We start from the raw sequence: 18,181 nt of genomic DNA, 5'->3' as shown, positions 1-18,181 counted from the left end.
GACCACCGCCTTCGGCGGCGGTGCCCGCTACGGCTACGACTCGTCGTCCTTCCTACTCTTGAACTCGCGAGACCCCCGGGTACCCGCTTGCGGGTGGCGGCCCACTGTACTTCTACCACGGGCTGCTAGCGGGCTGCGTGCTTGCGCCGTCGGTGTTAGCATCCGTCATGCGCTACGAGCAAGCCACCGACGGTATCCTTGTCCGGGTTCGACCCCGGTTTTCGCTCGCCGACTCCAACCCGGAGGGCGGCAAGTTCGTGTTCTCCTACGACATCATGTTGCGGAACGAGGGCAAGACCTCGGCCCAACTCCTCTTCCGGCACTGGCATATTCACGATGCTTCGGGAGAGGACACCGAGATCGATGGCGAAGGCGTGGTGGGTGAGCAGCCTACGCTCGGGCCCGGAGACTCCCACCAGTACCAGAGCTACTGCGTACTCCGCTCACCCGTCGGATACATGGAGGGATACTACACCTTCGTCCGCCCCGACGGGGAGCAGTTCAGGGTAGAGGTGCCGCGTTTCGAGTTGAGTGGCCCATTCGTACTGCCGTCGCCGCTGGTCGAGATGGATGACGACGACGAGCCGAATCTGATGAACTAGCTGTTCTCAGCACGGTTCGAGCGTACGGTCAGACTGCCCGCGACGAGTAGCAGCCAGCCCACCAGCACACCGCTGATCAGCATCAACCGTTTGCGCAGCGCTCCGATCCGGGCCGATGGCACCGCTCCCAACGCCGCCGCGTCGCCAGCGAGGGTGGAGGCCGTCACGACACCTCCCTGGATGCGAGCCGCATGGAAGCCGCTCAGGGCGCGTGCTCCGGCCGGTGACTCTCCGATGCCCAGCGTGCCGACAACGGTCAGGGTCTGGGCCAGGTCCCGGGTGACATGCTCGCGGGCGGCGGCATCGAACGTGCGTTGCACGTGCGCGAGCATGCCCAAGAGAGTAAAGAGGGGAACGCACACCAGCAGAATCAATGCTGCACGACTCGGTGCCACTTCCCTTTCCGAACCACTCACCTTCGCGAATAGGATCCAGGCGGCGACCGCCGAAAAGAGCAGGAGCAGGCCGACTACGAGTCGGACCGCCAGCGGGACGGCCTGCTCGCCACGGCCCTCCAGCTGGGCGAACGCCGCGATCGCGGCGGGGAGTCCACTGCGCGGGTCCATGGCAACGATGCTTCCGGCGTCGCTCCTTACACCGCCCGGTGTTCGCGATACCGCGAGCAGCGTCTCCCGGTCGATCACTTCCACGGACGGTGGCGGGTCCGTGGCGCTCCACAGCTCACCGTTCAGATAGAGGCCGACGCGCGCTCGAGCGACCCGACCCACCAGAACGGCAGCCACGGGGACCAACATGCCGTTGGCGAAGCGTAGCAGGCCTTCGGCGTCCGGAAACAGGACCATCACCTCGACGCCCGAAGCCGTCGGATCGAGGGCCGACACGGTGTCGCCCGCCATGGCCAGGCGAACCGCCTCGATCGTGGTGTCCGGGCTGGGTAGCGGATCGGCGGAGCCTAGCAGCGAGTCGACCACAGCCCCCAGCTCCTGCTCGAGCGCGCCGAGAGCCAACTGTGCGATGCGGGCCGCCGACACGTGCGCGAGCTCCTCCCACGCATCGTCGGCGGCGCGACCCGCGGCCCCGGAGGCTACACCGCACGGCACGACGACCAGCGCGCAGAACGCCAAGAAGCGCCGTTTCACTCGATGCGAATGGTCTATGTTATTATCCCTTGCCGCTTTCGCCACCTCATCCGCGGCATGGTTCTGGGGGAAACGTGAACGATTCCGTCACTGTCGACGCCAAACGTATTCTACTGCGCTACGGAGCGCCGATCGCCGTGTTGGACAACGTGTCCGAGGTCCATCGTGTCGAGTTTGCGCGTGAGATTGCGAAGACGACGCTGGCCGATCGAGAGCCTCGGATCAAGGAGTTGCTCCGCGAGCACGGCTATCTCGAAGAGGACTGATCAGCAAGGGCTGATCGCTACGGGGCCAGAGAGTTCACTGGTCGGCCTCGTTTCCTATTCGGTCCTGAGGTCGATCGTGCACGGCCCTTCGAGCGGGAGTTGGACACGCACCCGGACACGCTCGCCCTCCGGAGTCGCCTCGAGGTCCACGCGGGCGTCTCCGATATGCGCCTCAGCGAGGCGCGTCCCCGGGATCGAAGGTTCGAATACCAGCATCGGTGGCACACGAGCCGAAGTCGGTTCGAGCACGAAGCGGTGACGGGTCTTCGAGCGCTCGTATCGAAGCGTGATGGAAGTAGACCCAAGACGTAGTCTCTCAACGGTGAGAGAGCGCACGTGAGACGGGAGCCGTGGCGCGAGGCGCAGTCGTCCGGACGGCGCGTCGGGCATGTAGCCCAGTACGCTGTGCGAGAATGCTGCGAGCACGGCCCCGGCGACTGGGGCGCCGGGCGCGAGCACGTCATCGACCTCATCCCAGCTAGCGGGGCCCGAGGGCCCGCTCACGAGCCCTTCGGAGAGGGTCCTTCGCCACCGCCCCCACGCTCCATCGGCGTCCTCGCCGAAGCCGGACCACGTGCGCAGTGTATCGTCGAGTCTCCGGATGCCCGTCTGGGGCGCGTAGCCCAAGCCGCCGGCGAGAACCGATCGAAGGAAGTCTCCTGCGTCGGGACGTTCGTCGTCGATCATCGATAGTCGCATGCCGTCCGCAGCGCTGGACGGCAGCTCCGCCGCGAGCGTCCTCAGCTTCGCGATGCGGTCGTCGGTCTCCGTGTAGCGCAAGGCGTCCGCGAGCGTCTCGAGCGCGAACGCCCAGAGGCGTGCACCGTCGGAGGGCAGTTCCCTTGGAGACCACACCCGATCCAAGATCAGCCGGGCGTGGTGCCGGGCGGCCGAGGCGTCGTCGGATGCGAGCGCCAAGCGCGCCGCGAGCAGCGCAGCCATCGCGTCCACGGGCCACGCCGGCTGGCATGCCTCTCCCGCCCCGAGCTTGCCTTCCAGGAGCGCCACAGCCCGGCTTGCGCTCTCCACGTCCGCGACCGCGAGCGCCCCGAGGCCCGACCAGAACGCGTGGTGGCCGGGAGTCGTCACGGCGCCACGCCGGAGTGACGCACGAACGCGGAACGACGCCCACGCAATGCCGTCGTCGAGCTCCGCGACCCCCGTCACGACCCGGACGTTATCGGTCGTCGACGACGCGGCGCGCCGTTCATGCACAGGTAAGTGAGCGGCTGCAGCGAGCGTGGAGCGGAGCGCGGCCTCGCTTCCTGCGGTGACCAAGAGCGTCAGCGGCCCGTCGCCGCCCATCTCGTGTGACGCGAGCACGCGGCCGTCGCCTTCGTCCGCAAGAGTCCACTTCCCCGTGCCTCCGTACAGCACCACCGCGACCGACCGGTCTGGATCTTGGCCAACCGCGCGCAGGACTCCGTCGTGCACGTCGTACCGGACTTGCGTACCGCCCGGGGTGACCGTGAGCCGTAACGCGCCATCGTCTCCCACCGGCGATCCGCTCCACTGCACCGCCACCAACGGCAGCGTCGGCGTGACGACAATGTTCTCCATGACGGTCCCCAGGGGGCCTGTCCGTTCCCGTCGAAGCGCCCCTGGCATCATGATGAAATTGACCCCGAGTGAGTCTCCGACTGTCAGGTCGCACACGACCACACGGTCATGGATGCGGATGCGGTCGATCCCGCCTTTGAGCACACCCTGGGCGGAGGCGGCTTCGCCCTCGATGAGGAACGGCTCCGCGCTCGCGGTGCCGGATACTGCGAGCCCAGGGACTGCGGCGCCCAGTTCCGGGATCGCGGCCGGTAGCTGCCCTCCTAGAAGGGTGATCGGCAAGGGGGCCGTGCCACCGCAACCCACAGACATGTGTGTCCTCTCATCATGGTGTTGGGCACATGGCGACCAACGCTTCGCGTCGGTGCCCGCGCGGTTGATCCATCGTCTCTCCTCGTCGCACCGCCGCCTTCGGCGTCGGTGCCCGCTCGGCTACGACTCCTCGTCGTTCCTTGCCTGAACGCGCGCAAGCACGGGGCACCCACGCCGTATGGCGTGGGTCGCGCGGCCCACCCCCCTTGCCGATCACCCTTCTAGAGTCGGACCGGGTCTCATCGGGGGACTAATCTACCCGCAATGTGCGCAACCTGTTCAACGCGGCGGCCAGCTCAAAGCGCCGGAACTCCGCGAGGTCGCCGACGCGGCGGGGGTCGAGGACGTCCAAGTCTCCCTCCTCGAGGAGGCTCTCGACGGCGTCCAGCGCGCCGGCAACGTCGACTGCGCTGCTGAGGGGCCTGCTTGCTTCAGCGGAGTCTTCCCCCAGGACTCGCTCGGCCAACAGGACGAGACCCTGTCCGATCGCCCGCATCTGCGCGCGACTCGCGATCTGCTCGACGCCGGCGAGGTCGATGGTCTCACTGCCGAAGATGAGAGTTCGGTCGTCTGGCACGCGCACGTACGACGCACGACGGCCCTTGCTCGGGTCGACGGAACGCGGCTGAACGCGACGGAGGGAGAACGTAGTAAGCGGTCGTTTCCGTTCCGTCGCTCGTCCGGTCGGGATCTCCGCCGCCACGGTCCTCGCCTCCGCGGTGACGTCCCACGGTGCGTAATCGGTCATACGGATCACGGTGTCGGCCACGTCCAGATAGTCCCCACTCCCTCCGAGCACGAGCACGCAATTCACGCCCCGACTCTCGTACAACTCGCGTACGCGATCGACGAAGGGCGTGATCGGCTCGCCTTCCTTCGGAACGAGCTGCTGCATCCGGCGATCACGGATCATGAAATTCGTCGCCGAGGTGTCTTCGTCGACGAGCAGCAGTCGCGCACCGGCCTCGAGCGCTTCGACGATCGCCGCGGCCTGACTCGTCGATCCCGAGGCGTTCTCCGTGGAGAATCGCTTCGTGTCCTGTCCGAACGGGAGTCCATCGATGAAGCTCGATATGTCGACGCCCGAGACCGAACGTCGGTCTTCCGCGCGCACCTTCACCGCGTCGAATCGGGTGGCCACCCGTTCCCTCCCGTCCCCGGGCCGGTGGTTATAGACGCCCGACTCGATGGCACGGAGCAACGTACTCTTGCCGTTGAAGCCACCCCCCACGATCAGCGTCACACCCTGTGGAACGCCCATGCCCGACACCGTACCGGCGCTCGGAAGCTCGAGCGTCACTCGAAGCGACTCGGGCGAGCGGAAGGAAACGACGTTTTCGCCCTCTAGCGGTCGATCGTCGATTCCGCTTCGGCGTGGCAGCACCGAGCCATCCGCTATGAAAGCGACCAATCCCTGCCCCTCCAGTTGGCTTCTGAGGGCGTCGGCGTCTTCGTTGGTGGCTGCGTGAGCTTCGATCTCGGCGACGTCGTGCGCCGACGCTATCAGCGTGGCGCGCACGAGCTGCGGGACGCGCGCGGTCAGCAATTCGGACGCCTGGCGGCCGAGCACACGGCGCCCTTGCGCAGGTAGCCCGACCGTAAAGCGGGCCTCTAGATCCCCGTGTTCGCGCATGAGCACGGCGGTCTGCAGGAGAACGGTCTGACCAGGATCCTCCATCCGGATCTCTCCGCTCTTGCCGCTGCCCGACCGACCGCCGCCGCGGGCGGCCTGCGCGAAAGCCCGAGCGAGGAACGCCGCCGTACCGAGCGCGCGCGGCCGAGTTCGGTAGGCCGACTGCGGGAGGTCGACGACGTCCGTGCTCAGCGTCACGCGCACCCGAGTAGGGGCCGCAAACGGGTCCCCCTGCACGTGATCGACGTGCAGCGTGAAGTCCGAGAACCGCCACGGTCCAGAGATCTCCTTGTACGCCTTGTACCCCCGTCCGTCGATCCGCTCGAGCAGCTTCGCCAGTTCGCTCGCGTCGCGCATGGCCTCCGTCCTGCTGGTTGTCTGGGCCCGCTTCCGTGCCTGCCGTCTGGTAGTATACTTTCGCCTCAAGCCCCGGGGTCGTCGCCCCAGCACCGAGTTGAGACGGGAGACGAGCGAATGATGCGACGCGCCATGACCGTCCTCTGCGCGATCGGCCTTTGCGCCACCACCGCAGTAGCCGGTCAGGACCGCACGATTCTGATCAGGAATGGTCGAGTCATGGACGGTTCGGGCAATCCATGGATTCGCGCGGACGTGCTCATCCGAGGCGACCGGATCGAGGCTGTCGGCAATCTGGGTGACGTTGCGGCCGACGAGGTGATCGACGCTACGGGCCTCTATGTGACACCCGGCTTCATCGACGTGCATTCCCATGCAGGACCAGGGCTCGCCTCGCCCGGGTTGAGCCACGCTGAGCCGCTGCTGGCGATGGGTCTGACCACGGTCTTCGTGAATCCGGACGGTGGCGGCAGCCTCGATCTGGCTGAGCAACGAGCTGAACTGCAGGTCGACGGGCTCGGAGTGAACGCGGCCCAACTCGTGGGTCATGGATCCGTGCGCCGCGCGGTGCTTGGCAGCGAGGATCGCGTAGCGACGCCGGCCGAGCTCGACCGCATGCGTCGGCTCGTGCGCGACGGCATGGCGGAAGGGGCGTGGGGCCTCTCTTCCGGGACCTATTACGTGCCGGGCAGTTACGCCCCGCCCGAGGAGATCGAGGAACTCGCCAAGGAGGTCGCGCCATTCGGTGGCTCGTATACGAGCCACCACCGAGACGAGTCGACGTACAGCATAGGCCTGATCGCCTCGGTCGAGGAGGTCATCAACGTAGGACGCGTTGCCGGTATCCCGACGGTGCTGACCCACGTGAAGGCGCTGGGACCGGACGTATGGGGATATGGGGCCGCCATCGTGCAGCGAGTCGAACGCGCTCGGGCCGAGGGCGTGCAGGTCTTCGCGGACCAGTATCCCTACACCGCGTCGGCGACGGGGCTCAACGCGGCCTTGCTGCCAAGGTGGTCGCAAGCGGGCGGACGCGACTCACTGATGGCCCGCATGGACGACCCCGACGTCATGGCTCGCATCCGTGAGGGAATGGTCGAGGGCCTCGCTCGCCGAGGTGGCGCGGACCGAATCCAGTTCCGCCGATACCGCCCGGACGAGTCGATCGAGGGCAGGCTCCTGAGTGCGGTCGCCGAGGAGCGAGGGCAGGACCCGATCGACACCGCGATCGATCTCATCCGGGGCGGGAGCGTGAGCATCGTCTCGTTCAACATGCACGACGACGATGTCGAGACACTCATGGTGCAGCCGTGGACGATGACGTCGTCTGACGGCGGTCTGGTGCCGATGGACGAAGGAGTGCCGCACCCGCGCAGTTATGGGGCGTTCGCACGAAAGATACGGCTCTACGTGAAGGAGAAGGGCACGGTCTCCCTGGAGCAGGCGATCCGGAGCATGACGTCGCTACCGGCGCAGGTGTTCGGGATGCCCGACCGGGGCGTGCTGCGCGCCGGTGCGATTGCGGACATCGTGGTGTTCGATCTCGATGCAGTACGTGACGTGGCCGAATACACCGATCCGCACCACTACTCGGAGGGCATGGTGCACGTCTTCGTGAACGGCGAGGCCGCTATCAAGGACGGGGCGTTTACGGGTGTGCGTGCGGGTCGGGTACTGCAGAAGGGGAGACGAGAGGTCTCGTAGTAGGAGTCGTTGATTGGGCACAGTCCGGGATTTCCTCGAGAAGCACTATCGCCACTTCAACGCGCGAGAAGTCCTTGAGGCCGGGAGGGCGTATGAGGCGCACATAGACGCGGGTGGCAAGATGCTGCTCGCGATGGCCGGGGCCGCCTCGACTGGCGAGTTGGGGGTCATCCTTGCGCGCATGATTCGCGAGGGGAAAGTGCACGCGATCTCGTGCACCGGTGCGAACCTGGAGGAGGACGTTTTCAACTTGGTGGCGAATCGCGACTATGAGATCGTCTCCTCGTGGCGGGATCTCTCCGCCAGGGATGAGCAGACGCTCCATGAGCGGGGGATGAACCGTGTCACCGACACGTGCATTCCGGAGACGGTCATGCGACACATCGAGGCCCGGTTGCTCGCGGCGTGGCAGGCCGCGGCCGAGAACGGAGACCGGATGACCCCGGGCGAGTTCCTCCTGCAAGTACTCGAGGACCCAACGCTTTCGGACCACTATCAGGGTGATCCCGCACACTCCTGGATGCTCGCGGCCGCAGAGATGGGAATCCCCGTGTTCGCACCCGGGTGGGAAGACTCCACCACGGGCAACATGTTTGCCGCCAACGTAATCCTGGGCTTGCTGCCAGATCACCTCTGTGTGAAGACCGGCACGGAGCAGTTTCAGGCGCTCATCGAGTGGTATCGGGCCAACCACGGAGCCGGTGCGGAGCCGTCGGTCGGTTTCTTCCAGATCGGGGGTGGCATCGCGGGGGATTTTGCGATCTGTGCGGTGCCCAGCCTCATCCAGGACCTGAACGAAGACGTCCCGTTCTGGGGATACTTCTGCCAGATCACCGACGCCCAACCATCATATGGCGGCTACTCTGGGGCTCCCGCCAACGAAAAGATCACGTGGGGCAAGCTCGATCCCTCGACGCCCCGCTTCGAGATCAACTCGGACGCCTCGATCGTAGCGCCGCTCATCTTCGGATACGTGCTCGGAGACTGACTGCTGGCAAGAAGCTGCCATCTGAGTGACCGGGCGGCTCGGGTGGTGAGGCTGCATGGTCCTACGCCACTCGCGACATACGACGCGAGCGGTCCGTTGACATGACATGCTCTCACGGGACTGAACGGACGCGAGTGTTATGAGGGTGTCTTGTTTGAGGCACGGAACGACCGCGTTGAACGAGCAGGGGATCTTCAGCGGTGCTGGCGATGAGGGTCTGACGGAAGTTCAACGACTAGAGCTGGAAGCGACCAGCTTCAGCACCGCGGAATACGACGCCGTTTACTGCGGCCCAGCTACCAGGTGCAAAGAGACCGCACGGAGCCTTGGTATTTTAGAAAACGTTGAGGAGCCAAGACTCGCCGAGAGATGCTTTGGGATCTTTGAGGGGCTTACGGCCGGCCAATGCCAAGACACGTTTCCTGATGAGTTCCGCTCGTTCCGCCGATTGGACGCCGAGTACGTGATCCCGAACGGAGAGAGTAGAGGTCAGCACTTTGATCGGGTCGTTGCGTGGCTAGAGGACATCTTGGTCCACGACCATGTGTTGGCGGTCACGCACGGAGGTACGATCGACTTCCTATACCGGCTGGGTACTAACGCCGACCTTCACGGTGGCGACGAAGTTTTCAGTGGACCTGCCGCGGCGGTGTCCGTGTTTGAAGTCGAGTGGCCCCAGGTTGTGGTTCTTGAATACGGACTTCGCCTAACGGGCTAGTAACGAAGGCGGATGGGACGGGTCGAAGTCCCAACGCCACGTCATGTAACGCCGGACTCCGGCGCAGGCCCTTGGCCTAGCTCGCTTTCGCGAATGGTGCAGGTGGGTCTACGATGATCTGCGGGCCCGGTCCTTCGGGACACCGTGCCTCGCTGACACCCGACTGAGGGCCGGCCGCCTCGGATAAGAGGGAGGGAGTTGTGAACAAGCAGACGCTAGACAAAGCGTGGGACCAGATCCGACAGAAGTACGGGGTGTACCTTCGCCTGCTCGAGGTGATTCCCGACGATCAATTCCACAGCAATCCAGTCCAGGGAATGCGCACGCCGACTGAGATGGTGGTCCACACGTCAGGTGCGCTCGTGCGAAACATCGCCCAAGGTATCGCGAAGGGTGAGGTCACGGCCGATGAATCATCAGAAGAAAGCATCGCGACCGGCCTCGCGAACAAGGCCGATGTCGTTTCGTTCGCCAGGGCATGCTGGGATGAGGCGGACGCGGCCGTGGCCTCGATCGGCGACGCGGAGTTGAGCGCCATGGTACCGACCCCGTGGGATATGACGCTTCCGGGCTGGGTTCTCTTCAATATCCTCAGCGACGAGTTCCTCCATCACCGCGGGCAACTCTACGCATATGCCCGGGTGTGTGGCGCTGAGCCTCCGTACATATGGAGTTTCGACGACAACTCTCCGGAATTTGCCCCTCACGACTGAGTTTCCTGCGTCCAACGGCCCGCGGATAGCCGCGGCTGCTGAGCGCCGTATTTTCGGTCGCCAGCTTCGTCGGTAGTCCCGGTAACAATCCAGGAGAGCGTGCGATGAAGACCTATAGGCCTGACTGGGTGGATCTGCCACGTATGCTCAACGATCTCGGGCCTCGGGCCCTGGTGGTTGCCGCGTACCTCGCCATGCCCGGCGCATCCAGCGCCCAGATCGTCCCGATTGCCGGCCCGGGAGCGTCTGAGCAAGAAGTGGTAGCCATCGAGCCGCCACGCATCCCGCTTCCGCCCGAAGCAGAGAGCGTCGACGTCACCCGCTTCTCGTTCATCGTTTACGGCGACACTCGGGGACGCCGGGACGGGAAGGACCCCCAGTACGAGCACTCCCTCGTCGTCGAGTCGATGCTCCGCACCATAGCCTCTCTCCAAGCGGGGCCCGACCCGGTGCGCTTCGTGCTTCAGAGCGGCGACGCGGTGTTCGACGGACAGGACGCGACACAGTGGAACGTCAGTTTCGTGGGGCTCATCAACCGGCTCACCCAGGAGGCCGGAGTCCCCTACTTCCTCGCTCCTGGGAACCACGATGTCACGGCCGCGTCGAATCTAGACGCGCCGGGGCGCTTGCGGGGCCTCCGCAATTATCTGGCAGCGGTGTCGAGGCTGATCCCCGCGGACGGCGCAACGCGCAGGCTGGACGGTTACCCGACCTATGCGTTCGGATACGGCAACACCTTCGTGCTCGCCTTGGATTCGAACATCGCAGATGATCCCACGCAGTTCGCTTGGGCTGCCGCCCAGCTCGAGGGGCTGGACCGCGAACGCTACGTCCACGTGGTGGCCTTCTTCCATCATCCCGCGTACTCGTCGGGCCCCCACGGCGCGGCTCGCGTGGAACGCCCCACCGCGGCAGTCCGGGCCCGCTGGATGCCGCTCTTCCGCGAGCGCGGCGTGGACCTCGTGTTCACCGGTCACGAGCATCTCTTCGAGCATTGGATCGAACGGTACTTGGACGGCACCGGGCGATGGAGGCGGATAGACCAGATCGTGACCGGAGGGGGCGGAGCGCCACTCTACTCATACCGGGGGGAGCCGGACCTTCGACCGTATCTCGCCGAGGCTGCGGCCGACTCGGTCCGGGTCACCCACCTGGTCCGCCCGGGTCCGGAGCGAGGCGACAATCCGTACCACTACGTCGTGGTCCATGTGGACGGCGCGGAAGTATGGATGGAGGTGATCGGCGTGGACTGGGGGAGGGACTTCCGGCCCTACCGGAGCTCGCGGACGAGTCTGTCTGACACAGTCGGGGGCCGGTAGGCCTCGCCCTCCCCATGTCGGAGCGGAACGCATGCCACGGGGAGGGGATCGTTGAGGTAGTGGTTCTGAACCCAGGGAGGGCACGAAGACGTGGACCCGTTTGAGTTCATCATGGTGCTGGTGTCGATCATCATGGGGCTCGGCATCACCACACTTCTTCGGGGCGTAGTCAGGTCCCTCCGCCCCGACACCACCACCGCGCCCGGCCTGGTTCATGCGATCTGGGTCGTTTGGGTGTTCGTCATGCACGTGGGCGTCTGGTCGGGACGCTGGGTAGTCGCGGACCGCCCGGTATGGACGTTTTGGGATTTGTTGAGCTTTCTCCTCGTCCCGATCCTCTTGTTCGCACTTGCCGAGCTGGCATTCCCGCTCGGGGACGCACAGACCAACCTCACTGACTATTTCTACGAGATTCGAGGTCGGTTCTTCCCCGTTGCCGCGACGCTGATGGTTGCCATGACTTGGAGCAACATCTCCCTCTTCGAAAGCCCACTACTCCATTTGGTGAACCGTATCACCTCTATCGCAGGCGTGGTCTTCCTGCTCCTCGCCTGGACCCCCGATAGGCGGGTACATCTCGCTGGTGCAGTGCTGATCCTGGTTGCAACCTTGAGCGCGTACGGCTCACTGCTCACGGTAGCCGCGCCTTGAGGCGGGCTCCCCGCGACGTTGCGCGAGTATCGTTTCCTGCGACAGAATGATGGACTCCTTGGGAGGATCTGGCGCATGAATCGGACGGTCACAACTCCACTGCTTGGTGCCCTCGTTCTCCTAGCCGTTGGAGGATGTCAACCGGCCGAACCCGGTCGGGGTTCGGATGAGGCTTCCTCGCCGGGAGCGGACACTCCTGTCGGCGCCTCTCTCACCACTGCGTTGGCGACCGATGGCCGCTACATCTCCTGGCGTGAGCGCATCATCGATGAAGAGACGACCGGAGGTGTGCAACTCAGAGGTAGCGACGGCCTGGTGATGGTCGATCTGAACCTGGACGGCTACGAGGATATCGTCTCCGTGCACGAGTCGGACACCGAATACGACGGGGTGGCCGACGGGCTCATTCGCATCGCTTTCGGCTCGGAGGACCCCAACGTGTGGGTGTCGATAACCGTGGCGGAGGGGTCTGAGGCCGGGGCGCCCGAGGACGTGGCCGTCGGAGACATGAATGGCGACGGGTATCCCGACATCGTAGCCGCTAGCGAGTTGGGGCATCTGATCTATCTGCAGAACCCGGGTGCCGGCGCACAAACAGAGACCTGGCAGAGGCTCATTCCCGATGGCGCTTCAGGCCGTGGGTCCTTCATCAGGGTCTTTCTCGCCGACTTGACCGGGGATGGCCGCCTCGAGGTAGTGACGGCCAACAAGGGCGCGCAGAACCCGAACGTGGAGATGGAAGCGAAGGCCATCTCATGGTTTTCGATCGAGGGCGACCCACTGGAGTCCGCGAGCTGGACGGAGCATGAGCTGACGCGGGTGCGCTGGCCCATCAACGCCCAGCCTGTGGACCTCGATCGAGATGGCGACATGGACGTCGTCGGCGGGTCGGTGGCGGAGGCCCGAATCATGTGGTTCGAGAACCTGGGTGGCGGCGAGTTCTCCGAGCACGCCATCCAGATTTCGGGGACGGCGGTCCCGCTAGACCGGCGACGGCCTCGGGAGCTCGAGCGCGAAGGTGCGTGGGTCAATGGCTTCAATATGGCTTTCGTGGATATGAACCGGTCCGGTCGTCTCGACATCGTGTTGGCCGAAGCCGGCCACACGCTGGTGTGGCTCGAGCAGCCGTCGGATCCGGACGGCACCTGGGAGCTCCATGCCATTGGGACGCACTGGCCCGATCAGCTGGTAGGACTCGAGGTGACCGACATCAATGGCGACGGTCGTCCGGACGTCATCACGGGCGGATACAGTGGTGGAAGCCGGGATCAGGACGATGACTTGGATCTCTCGGCGGCCATGGGCCGCCTCGCCTGGTTCGAGCATCCGGGCGACCTCCTTGCGCCCTGGACGCGGCACGATATCTCACGGCGAAAACGGGGCATGTTCGACAAGTTCGTAGCCCGCGACATGGACGGAGACGGCGATGTCGACTTCGTATCGACGCGCGGAAACAGCGCTCCGTACGACGGCGTCTTCTGGCTCGAGCAGGTGCGCTCGGTTGAGCCGAGACGCTCCTTCGAACCAGCACGGGCCGTGGATAGTGAAGAGATGCGGCTCGCCCGCTAACAGCACCTCTGGACAATGGCGGAACCCTATCTCGGACAGCTGAGCGACCTGGTCGAGGCTTTGGGCTTCGGCGAGCTGCCCGGCATCGACCTCGAGTGCCGGCACTTCTTCGGTGGCGCGGCGCTGTATGCCGACGGCAAAATATGCGCCTCTCTGACGCCCGTCGGGTTGGCCGTCAAGCTTCCGCTCGCTGTACGTGAAGTCATGTTGGCCGATGGGCGTGGCCGACCGTTGCGCTACTTCGACGGGGGGAAAGTGAAGAAGGAGTACGTGCTCCTCCCCGAGGGCTCAGCCGCCGATCCGTCCGCACTGGGAGAGCTCTTCCTGACCAGCTTCCGGTATGTCGTTCGGCGGAGTTCTATCAAGAGCTCTTGGGCCTCGAGGCCTCGGATCGACTGAAGATGCTACACCGTCGGGCTCGATCGGCACATGGCGACCCGGGGGGTAGGCGCCGCCGCACGCTGCGGGCTCCCCTCCCGTGGTGTCCGGGTCTATCTTGGCGTCGTCCTCCACGACCGCTCCCTGACCGGAGAGCATGACGACCTCCTCGGCCCCTCACCTCGTCGACGCGCTCGCCCGCATCGCGCGACGTCACCCTGTCGGCCGTAAGCTCGTCATCTCACAGACATTCGGCGTTGGGCGCGAACTGTTGAGGCGGCTCTCTCTCGAGGGCCCCGGGTGGATCGGCTTCGAGGTCGTGACCCAAGCGCCGTTGGCGCTTCGACTCGCGCGCGATGGGATGGAGCGAGCGTCGATGCGCGCGATGGACGCATTCGACGAAAGAGCACTTCTCGATGAGTGTCTCGACGCTGCTCTCCTCGCCGAGGGACGGGGCCTCGGGGATCTCGCTGAAGGCGTCGGCTTCCGTGAGCGCGTGCACAGTGCGGTCACGGCGTTGCGGCTCTCTGGTATCGGTCCCAAGGAGCTCGATCGAGCGCGGCTTGCGGACTCCTCGAAGCGGCTCTTCCTGCTGCGCCTGTTACAGCGCTACGAACGGCTCTTGGGCCAACGACGGCTCGCTGACACCGCCTCCGTACTCCGGCTTGCGCTCGCATCGCTGGAGAACGACGGTCATCGCATGCCGGACACCCTGGGTGCCGAGGTCGTCGTAATCGTGCCTGGGGTCAGCACCCGTGGGCTGAGCGGGCAGCTGCTCAGCGCGCTTCAAGCGCGGGGTGCCAAGGTGCTCGAGACGGACCCAGTGGTGGGGCTCGATGTGCCGGACTCCGTGCTCTGGAACCGTCACTCCGATGGATCCGCGTACTCCTATCTATTCGCTCCCGAGCAGATGGCCGGCGACCCGCCGTCTTCCGAGCTCGAACTCTTCCACGCGGCCTCCATCACCGACGAGCTGCGCGAAGTCGTTCGGCGTGTGATCGAGCGCGGTCTTGCATGGGACCAGGTCGAGATCGTCACACCGGATCCCGCCGCCTACGGGTCGGCGCTCCATGCGCTCTCTGCGCAGCTCGGCATTCCGGTCACGTACGCCGTAGGCCTTCCCGTCGAGCGCACGCGGCCGGGCCGAGTGGTACGCGCCTACCTGGACTGGATCGAGGGAGGCTTTCAGGCCAGCCCGATCCGAAGGCTGCTCGAGGCCGGCGATCTGCGGCCTGGTCGCACGCGCCGTTACCACGCGCCGGCCGAGTTGGCGCGTCGGTTCCGCAGCCTCCGCATCGGTTGGGGTCGTAAGCGATACCGCAGCCAGATCCGCACGGCCCTCGCCGGACTCGAGGAACTCGGGCCGAGGAAGTGGGAGCGGGCCGAGACGTTCGAGCGAAGGCGTGCGCAGGCGGAAGGCGAGTTGAGGGCGTTGCGCTCGATCCTCTTTCCGACCTTGAAGGCGACGCCGGCGATCCCGGACCGCATGGGAGAGGGCGGCGCGCCGGTCTCCCCAGCCGAGCTAGCGCGGGGACTACGTGCTTTTCTCCGGCGCGTTCCTCGAGGCGACGGCGCGGATCTGAGCGCGCGAGAACGTATCAACCACGTGCTCGAGCGGGTGGAGGCCACACTCCGGCGCCGCACGGACTTCCGCGCGGCGGCGACCGTTCTCCGGCGAGACCTGAAGATAAGCGTGCGTGCACCGGGACCCGACACCGGCGTCGACGACGCCGGTGCGCCGTGGTCGTCCGAGGGGGGACAGCTGCATCTGTCCGACATGGAGCACGGAGGATATACGGGGCGTCCCGCGGTCTTCGTCGTGGGAGCGGACGCGGAGCACCTACCGGGTCCGGGCACGCAAGACCCCGTGCTGCTCGACAGCGATCGGCGCGTGCTCGGGGAGGGTCTGCCCACATCGTCTGAACTGCTGCGAGAGCGGACCTTCCGGTTCGCGGCGTTCTTTGCCCGCCTGCGCGGTGCCCGCGTCACGCTCAGCTATCGTGCGTGGGATGCGACAGAGGCGCGTTCGATCGGACCATCGCCGGTATTGCTGGCGGCGCTTCGCCTCCAGCGGCGAGATCCGCATCTGACGTTTCGAGACCTGTACGAGACGCTGGGCCGTGTGGTGTGCCGCGTGCCCCACGCGGACCGCCCCCCGCTGGACGGAGATGACATCTGGATGGCGGGCCTCGGCTCGGGGGAGGTGATGCGGCACGGCGTCGATCGCGTGCGGGCGGCGTTCCCCGGGCTCGACGCGGGACTGTCGCTGCTGCTCGAACGCAGTGACGGCGTACCAGGCCCCGCGCACGGCGTGATCGAAGCGAGGCCACAGGAGCTCGATCCCCGGAAGAATCCGTCGCTGGTCGTGTCGGCGAGCAGACTCGAGGACCTGGGCGCCTGTCCGCTTCGGTACCTCCACCGTTCGGTGCTGCGTATCTACGCGCCCGACGACCCGGAGCTGGATCCCGATCGGTGGCTCAACCCTCTGCGCCGCGGGGGTCTTCTACACCAAGTGTTCGAGACGTCGCTGCGCGAGGCCCGTACGCGGAAGCTCGATATGGAGGAGCCGGGCTTCGAAACACTCGCGGTGAAGACCCTGGAGATTTGCGCCGAGCGGCTGAGGGCCGAGGTGCCGGTTCCCGGGGAGGGTGCGCTCAGGAGGGAGTTGGTTGCGCTCGAAGAGGACGTGCGTTCCTTCGTGCGCATGGTCCGCCAGCAGGGGGCTCCATGGGTGGCGCTCGAGCTCGACTTCGGCATTGGCGACGACGAACCGGTCGTTCTCGACCTCGAGCACGGACAGCTTCGCCTGCGTGGCGCGATCGACCGCGTGGACGAGGACCTTCAAGGCGTGCACGTGGTCGACTACAAGACGGGCGTGCCCAGGAGCCTGGAGGGCGGCAGCGGCACGTTCGACGGCGGCCGTCGTCTACAGCACGCACTGTACGCGCACGCTGCGGAACAACGGCTCGGCGGTACGGTCGTCTCGGGCGAGTACCACTTCCCGACGCGACGTGGCGAGAATCAGGCGTTCGTATTCGATCGCGTGCGGCTAGCTGGCGTCGGCCCACTGCTGGACCTGATGTTGGACACCGTCGCCTCCGGCAGCTTCGTGCCGACCGAGCGGGCGGACGACTGCCGCTTCTGCGACTACGCCGACGTGTGCCGTGCCCGGCAGGCACGGTTCGGGAAAATGATATCCCCGCTCGCCGAGTGGTCCGAGCAGCACCTGAATACCGGACTGTGGCCGGCGTTCGCTCAGTTGAAGCGCGTGCGAACCTTCGAGGACTAGCGCAGCAGAGGCTCGCGCGGCCGCGTCGCGGGCGTCCGGCCTCTCAGGATCGCTGCCAGGTCCGACGCGTCCAGATTTCCGCCCGAGACAACCGCGACAACCTTGCCGCCCCCGGCACGGCCGCTGAGCGCGGCCGCCACCGAGGCGCCGCCCGCGCCCTCGGCCACGATGTGGGCGCGGGTCGCCAGAGTGCGGATCGCGTCGCAGATCTGTTCGATCGAAACGACCAGCGACCCGTCCAGTAGCGACGAAGCGAGCGGCCACATCTCGGGCAGCAGGCCTTTGCCGCCGATGCCGTCGACGAACGTCGCTATCCGGTCGACATCGACGGGCTTGCCGGCATCGATCGACGCCGAGAGAGGCGCCGCGGTGTCCACTTCCGCCGCATAGACGGCAACGTCATCGCGCTTCGCCTTGATGGCGGACGCGATCCCGCACGAGAGGCCTCCGCCGCCGTACGGTACGACGACGGCCGAGACGCCCGGTAGCTGCTCGAGAATCTCGAGCCCGATCGTCCCGTTGCCCGCGATCACCGCTGGATCGCTCACCGGGTGCACGAAGAACCCGTCCTCCTGCGGGTGGCCGTGGTCTCGGATCACCGACCACCACTCGTCGAACGGCACTGGCACGGGGGTGCCTCCAAGACGGACGATGGCATCGAGCTTCGTGCGAGGCGCGGTGTCCGGGACGATCACGCGAGCCTCGATTCCCAGGCGCAGTGCGGCGAACGCGACGCCCTGCGCCATGTTGCCGGCGCTGCCCGTGTACACACCTCGAGCGAGCTCTTTGGGATCGGCGAGCAGCATGGCGTTCGTCGCGCCCCGGATCTTGAACGATCCGATCGGCTGCAGGCATTCGAGCTTTAGCCACACCTCGCAAGGCGCGTCCGGCGCCTCCAGGGGAAGCAAGGGGGTGCGTATCGCCGCACCGGCGATTCGGTCTCGCGCGGCTTCGATGGCCTCCACCGGAATCGGTGCGATCGGCTGCATGCAAGACGATGGCTCACCCGGGCGTCTCCGGCT

General features: G+C 65.9%; 15 protein-coding genes. 11 read left to right on the top strand and 4 right to left on the bottom strand.

What is annotated here, in order from left to right:
• The first annotated feature begins 167 nt into the window (after positions 1-167).
• Positions 168-602 (top strand): Co2+/Mg2+ efflux protein ApaG, encoded by a 435-nt coding sequence (apaG, locus tag IIB36_15195; GenBank protein ID MCH7533082.1) that lies wholly within the window; start codon positions 168-170, stop codon positions 600-602.
• On the opposite strand, the gene IIB36_15190 is transcribed toward apaG, so the two are convergent.
• Positions 599-1,702: a hypothetical protein gene (locus IIB36_15190; protein ID MCH7533081.1), complete on the bottom strand. Its 1,104-nt coding sequence runs from the start codon at positions 1,700-1,702 to the stop codon at positions 599-601. The genes apaG and IIB36_15190 overlap by 4 nt on opposite strands.
• A 74-nt stretch (positions 1,703-1,776) precedes the next feature.
• Here IIB36_15190 and IIB36_15185 point away from each other — a divergent pair, with 74 nt between their 5' ends.
• A complete protein-coding gene (locus IIB36_15185) occupies positions 1,777-1,968 on the top strand; it encodes a hypothetical protein (protein ID MCH7533080.1) in 192 nt (63 codons plus the stop codon).
• Between the two features lie 54 nt (positions 1,969-2,022).
• Here IIB36_15185 and IIB36_15180 read toward each other — a convergent pair whose 3' ends face one another.
• Positions 2,023-3,840 (bottom strand): hypothetical protein, encoded by a 1,818-nt coding sequence (locus tag IIB36_15180; GenBank protein ID MCH7533079.1) that lies wholly within the window; start codon positions 3,838-3,840, stop codon positions 2,023-2,025.
• 250 nt (positions 3,841-4,090) lie between these two features.
• Entirely contained in the window at positions 4,091-5,830 is a 1,740-nt protein-coding gene (locus IIB36_15175) for an ABC-ATPase domain-containing protein (protein MCH7533078.1), read from the bottom strand.
• Between the two features lie 117 nt (positions 5,831-5,947).
• Here IIB36_15175 and IIB36_15170 point away from each other — a divergent pair, with 117 nt between their 5' ends.
• From IIB36_15170 to IIB36_15130, 9 genes are all read left to right on the top strand, one after another.
• The gene (locus IIB36_15170; GenBank protein MCH7533077.1) at positions 5,948-7,534 is read left to right on the top strand and encodes an amidohydrolase family protein; all 1,587 of its coding nucleotides are present in this window, start codon (positions 5,948-5,950) and stop codon (positions 7,532-7,534) included.
• Between the two features lie 13 nt (positions 7,535-7,547).
• Positions 7,548-8,522 carry a deoxyhypusine synthase family protein gene (locus IIB36_15165; protein ID MCH7533076.1) on the top strand — a complete coding sequence of 325 codons (975 nt, stop codon included), beginning with the start codon at positions 7,548-7,550 and terminating at the stop codon, positions 8,520-8,522.
• Positions 8,523-8,697: 175 nt separating this feature from the next.
• Complete coding sequence (locus tag IIB36_15160; protein ID MCH7533075.1) at positions 8,698-9,240, top strand: histidine phosphatase family protein; 543 nt, start codon at positions 8,698-8,700, stop codon at positions 9,238-9,240.
• A gap of 200 nt (positions 9,241-9,440) precedes the next feature.
• Positions 9,441-9,953 (top strand): DinB family protein, encoded by a 513-nt coding sequence (locus IIB36_15155; GenBank protein ID MCH7533074.1) that lies wholly within the window; start codon positions 9,441-9,443, stop codon positions 9,951-9,953.
• Positions 9,954-10,057: 104 nt separating this feature from the next.
• Positions 10,058-11,272: a metallophosphoesterase gene (locus IIB36_15150; protein MCH7533073.1), complete on the top strand. Its 1,215-nt coding sequence runs from the start codon at positions 10,058-10,060 to the stop codon at positions 11,270-11,272.
• Between the two features lie 90 nt (positions 11,273-11,362).
• Positions 11,363-11,923: a hypothetical protein gene (locus tag IIB36_15145; GenBank protein ID MCH7533072.1), complete on the top strand. Its 561-nt coding sequence runs from the start codon at positions 11,363-11,365 to the stop codon at positions 11,921-11,923.
• A gap of 75 nt (positions 11,924-11,998) precedes the next feature.
• Complete coding sequence (locus IIB36_15140; GenBank protein ID MCH7533071.1) at positions 11,999-13,492, top strand: VCBS repeat-containing protein; 1,494 nt, start codon at positions 11,999-12,001, stop codon at positions 13,490-13,492.
• Positions 13,493-13,507: 15 nt separating this feature from the next.
• Positions 13,508-13,891 carry a TfoX/Sxy family protein gene (locus IIB36_15135; GenBank protein MCH7533070.1) on the top strand — a complete coding sequence of 128 codons (384 nt, stop codon included), beginning with the start codon at positions 13,508-13,510 and terminating at the stop codon, positions 13,889-13,891.
• 136 nt (positions 13,892-14,027) lie between these two features.
• Positions 14,028-17,159 (top strand): PD-(D/E)XK nuclease family protein, encoded by a 3,132-nt coding sequence (locus IIB36_15130; protein MCH7533069.1) that lies wholly within the window; start codon positions 14,028-14,030, stop codon positions 17,157-17,159.
• Here the strand turns inward: IIB36_15130 and IIB36_15125 are convergent.
• The gene (locus tag IIB36_15125) at positions 17,156-18,148 is read right to left on the bottom strand and encodes a threonine/serine dehydratase (GenBank protein ID MCH7533068.1); all 993 of its coding nucleotides are present in this window, start codon (positions 18,146-18,148) and stop codon (positions 17,156-17,158) included. The genes IIB36_15130 and IIB36_15125 overlap by 4 nt on opposite strands.
• Positions 18,149-18,181: the final 33 nt, after the last annotated feature.

It is taken from the genome of Gemmatimonadota bacterium (assembly GCA_022560615.1).
Lineage (GTDB): Bacteria > Gemmatimonadota > Gemmatimonadetes > Longimicrobiales > Gaopeijiaceae > UBA1138.
The sequence above is the reverse complement of the archived record's forward strand: the minus strand, read 5'-3'. Positions and strand labels throughout refer to the sequence as shown.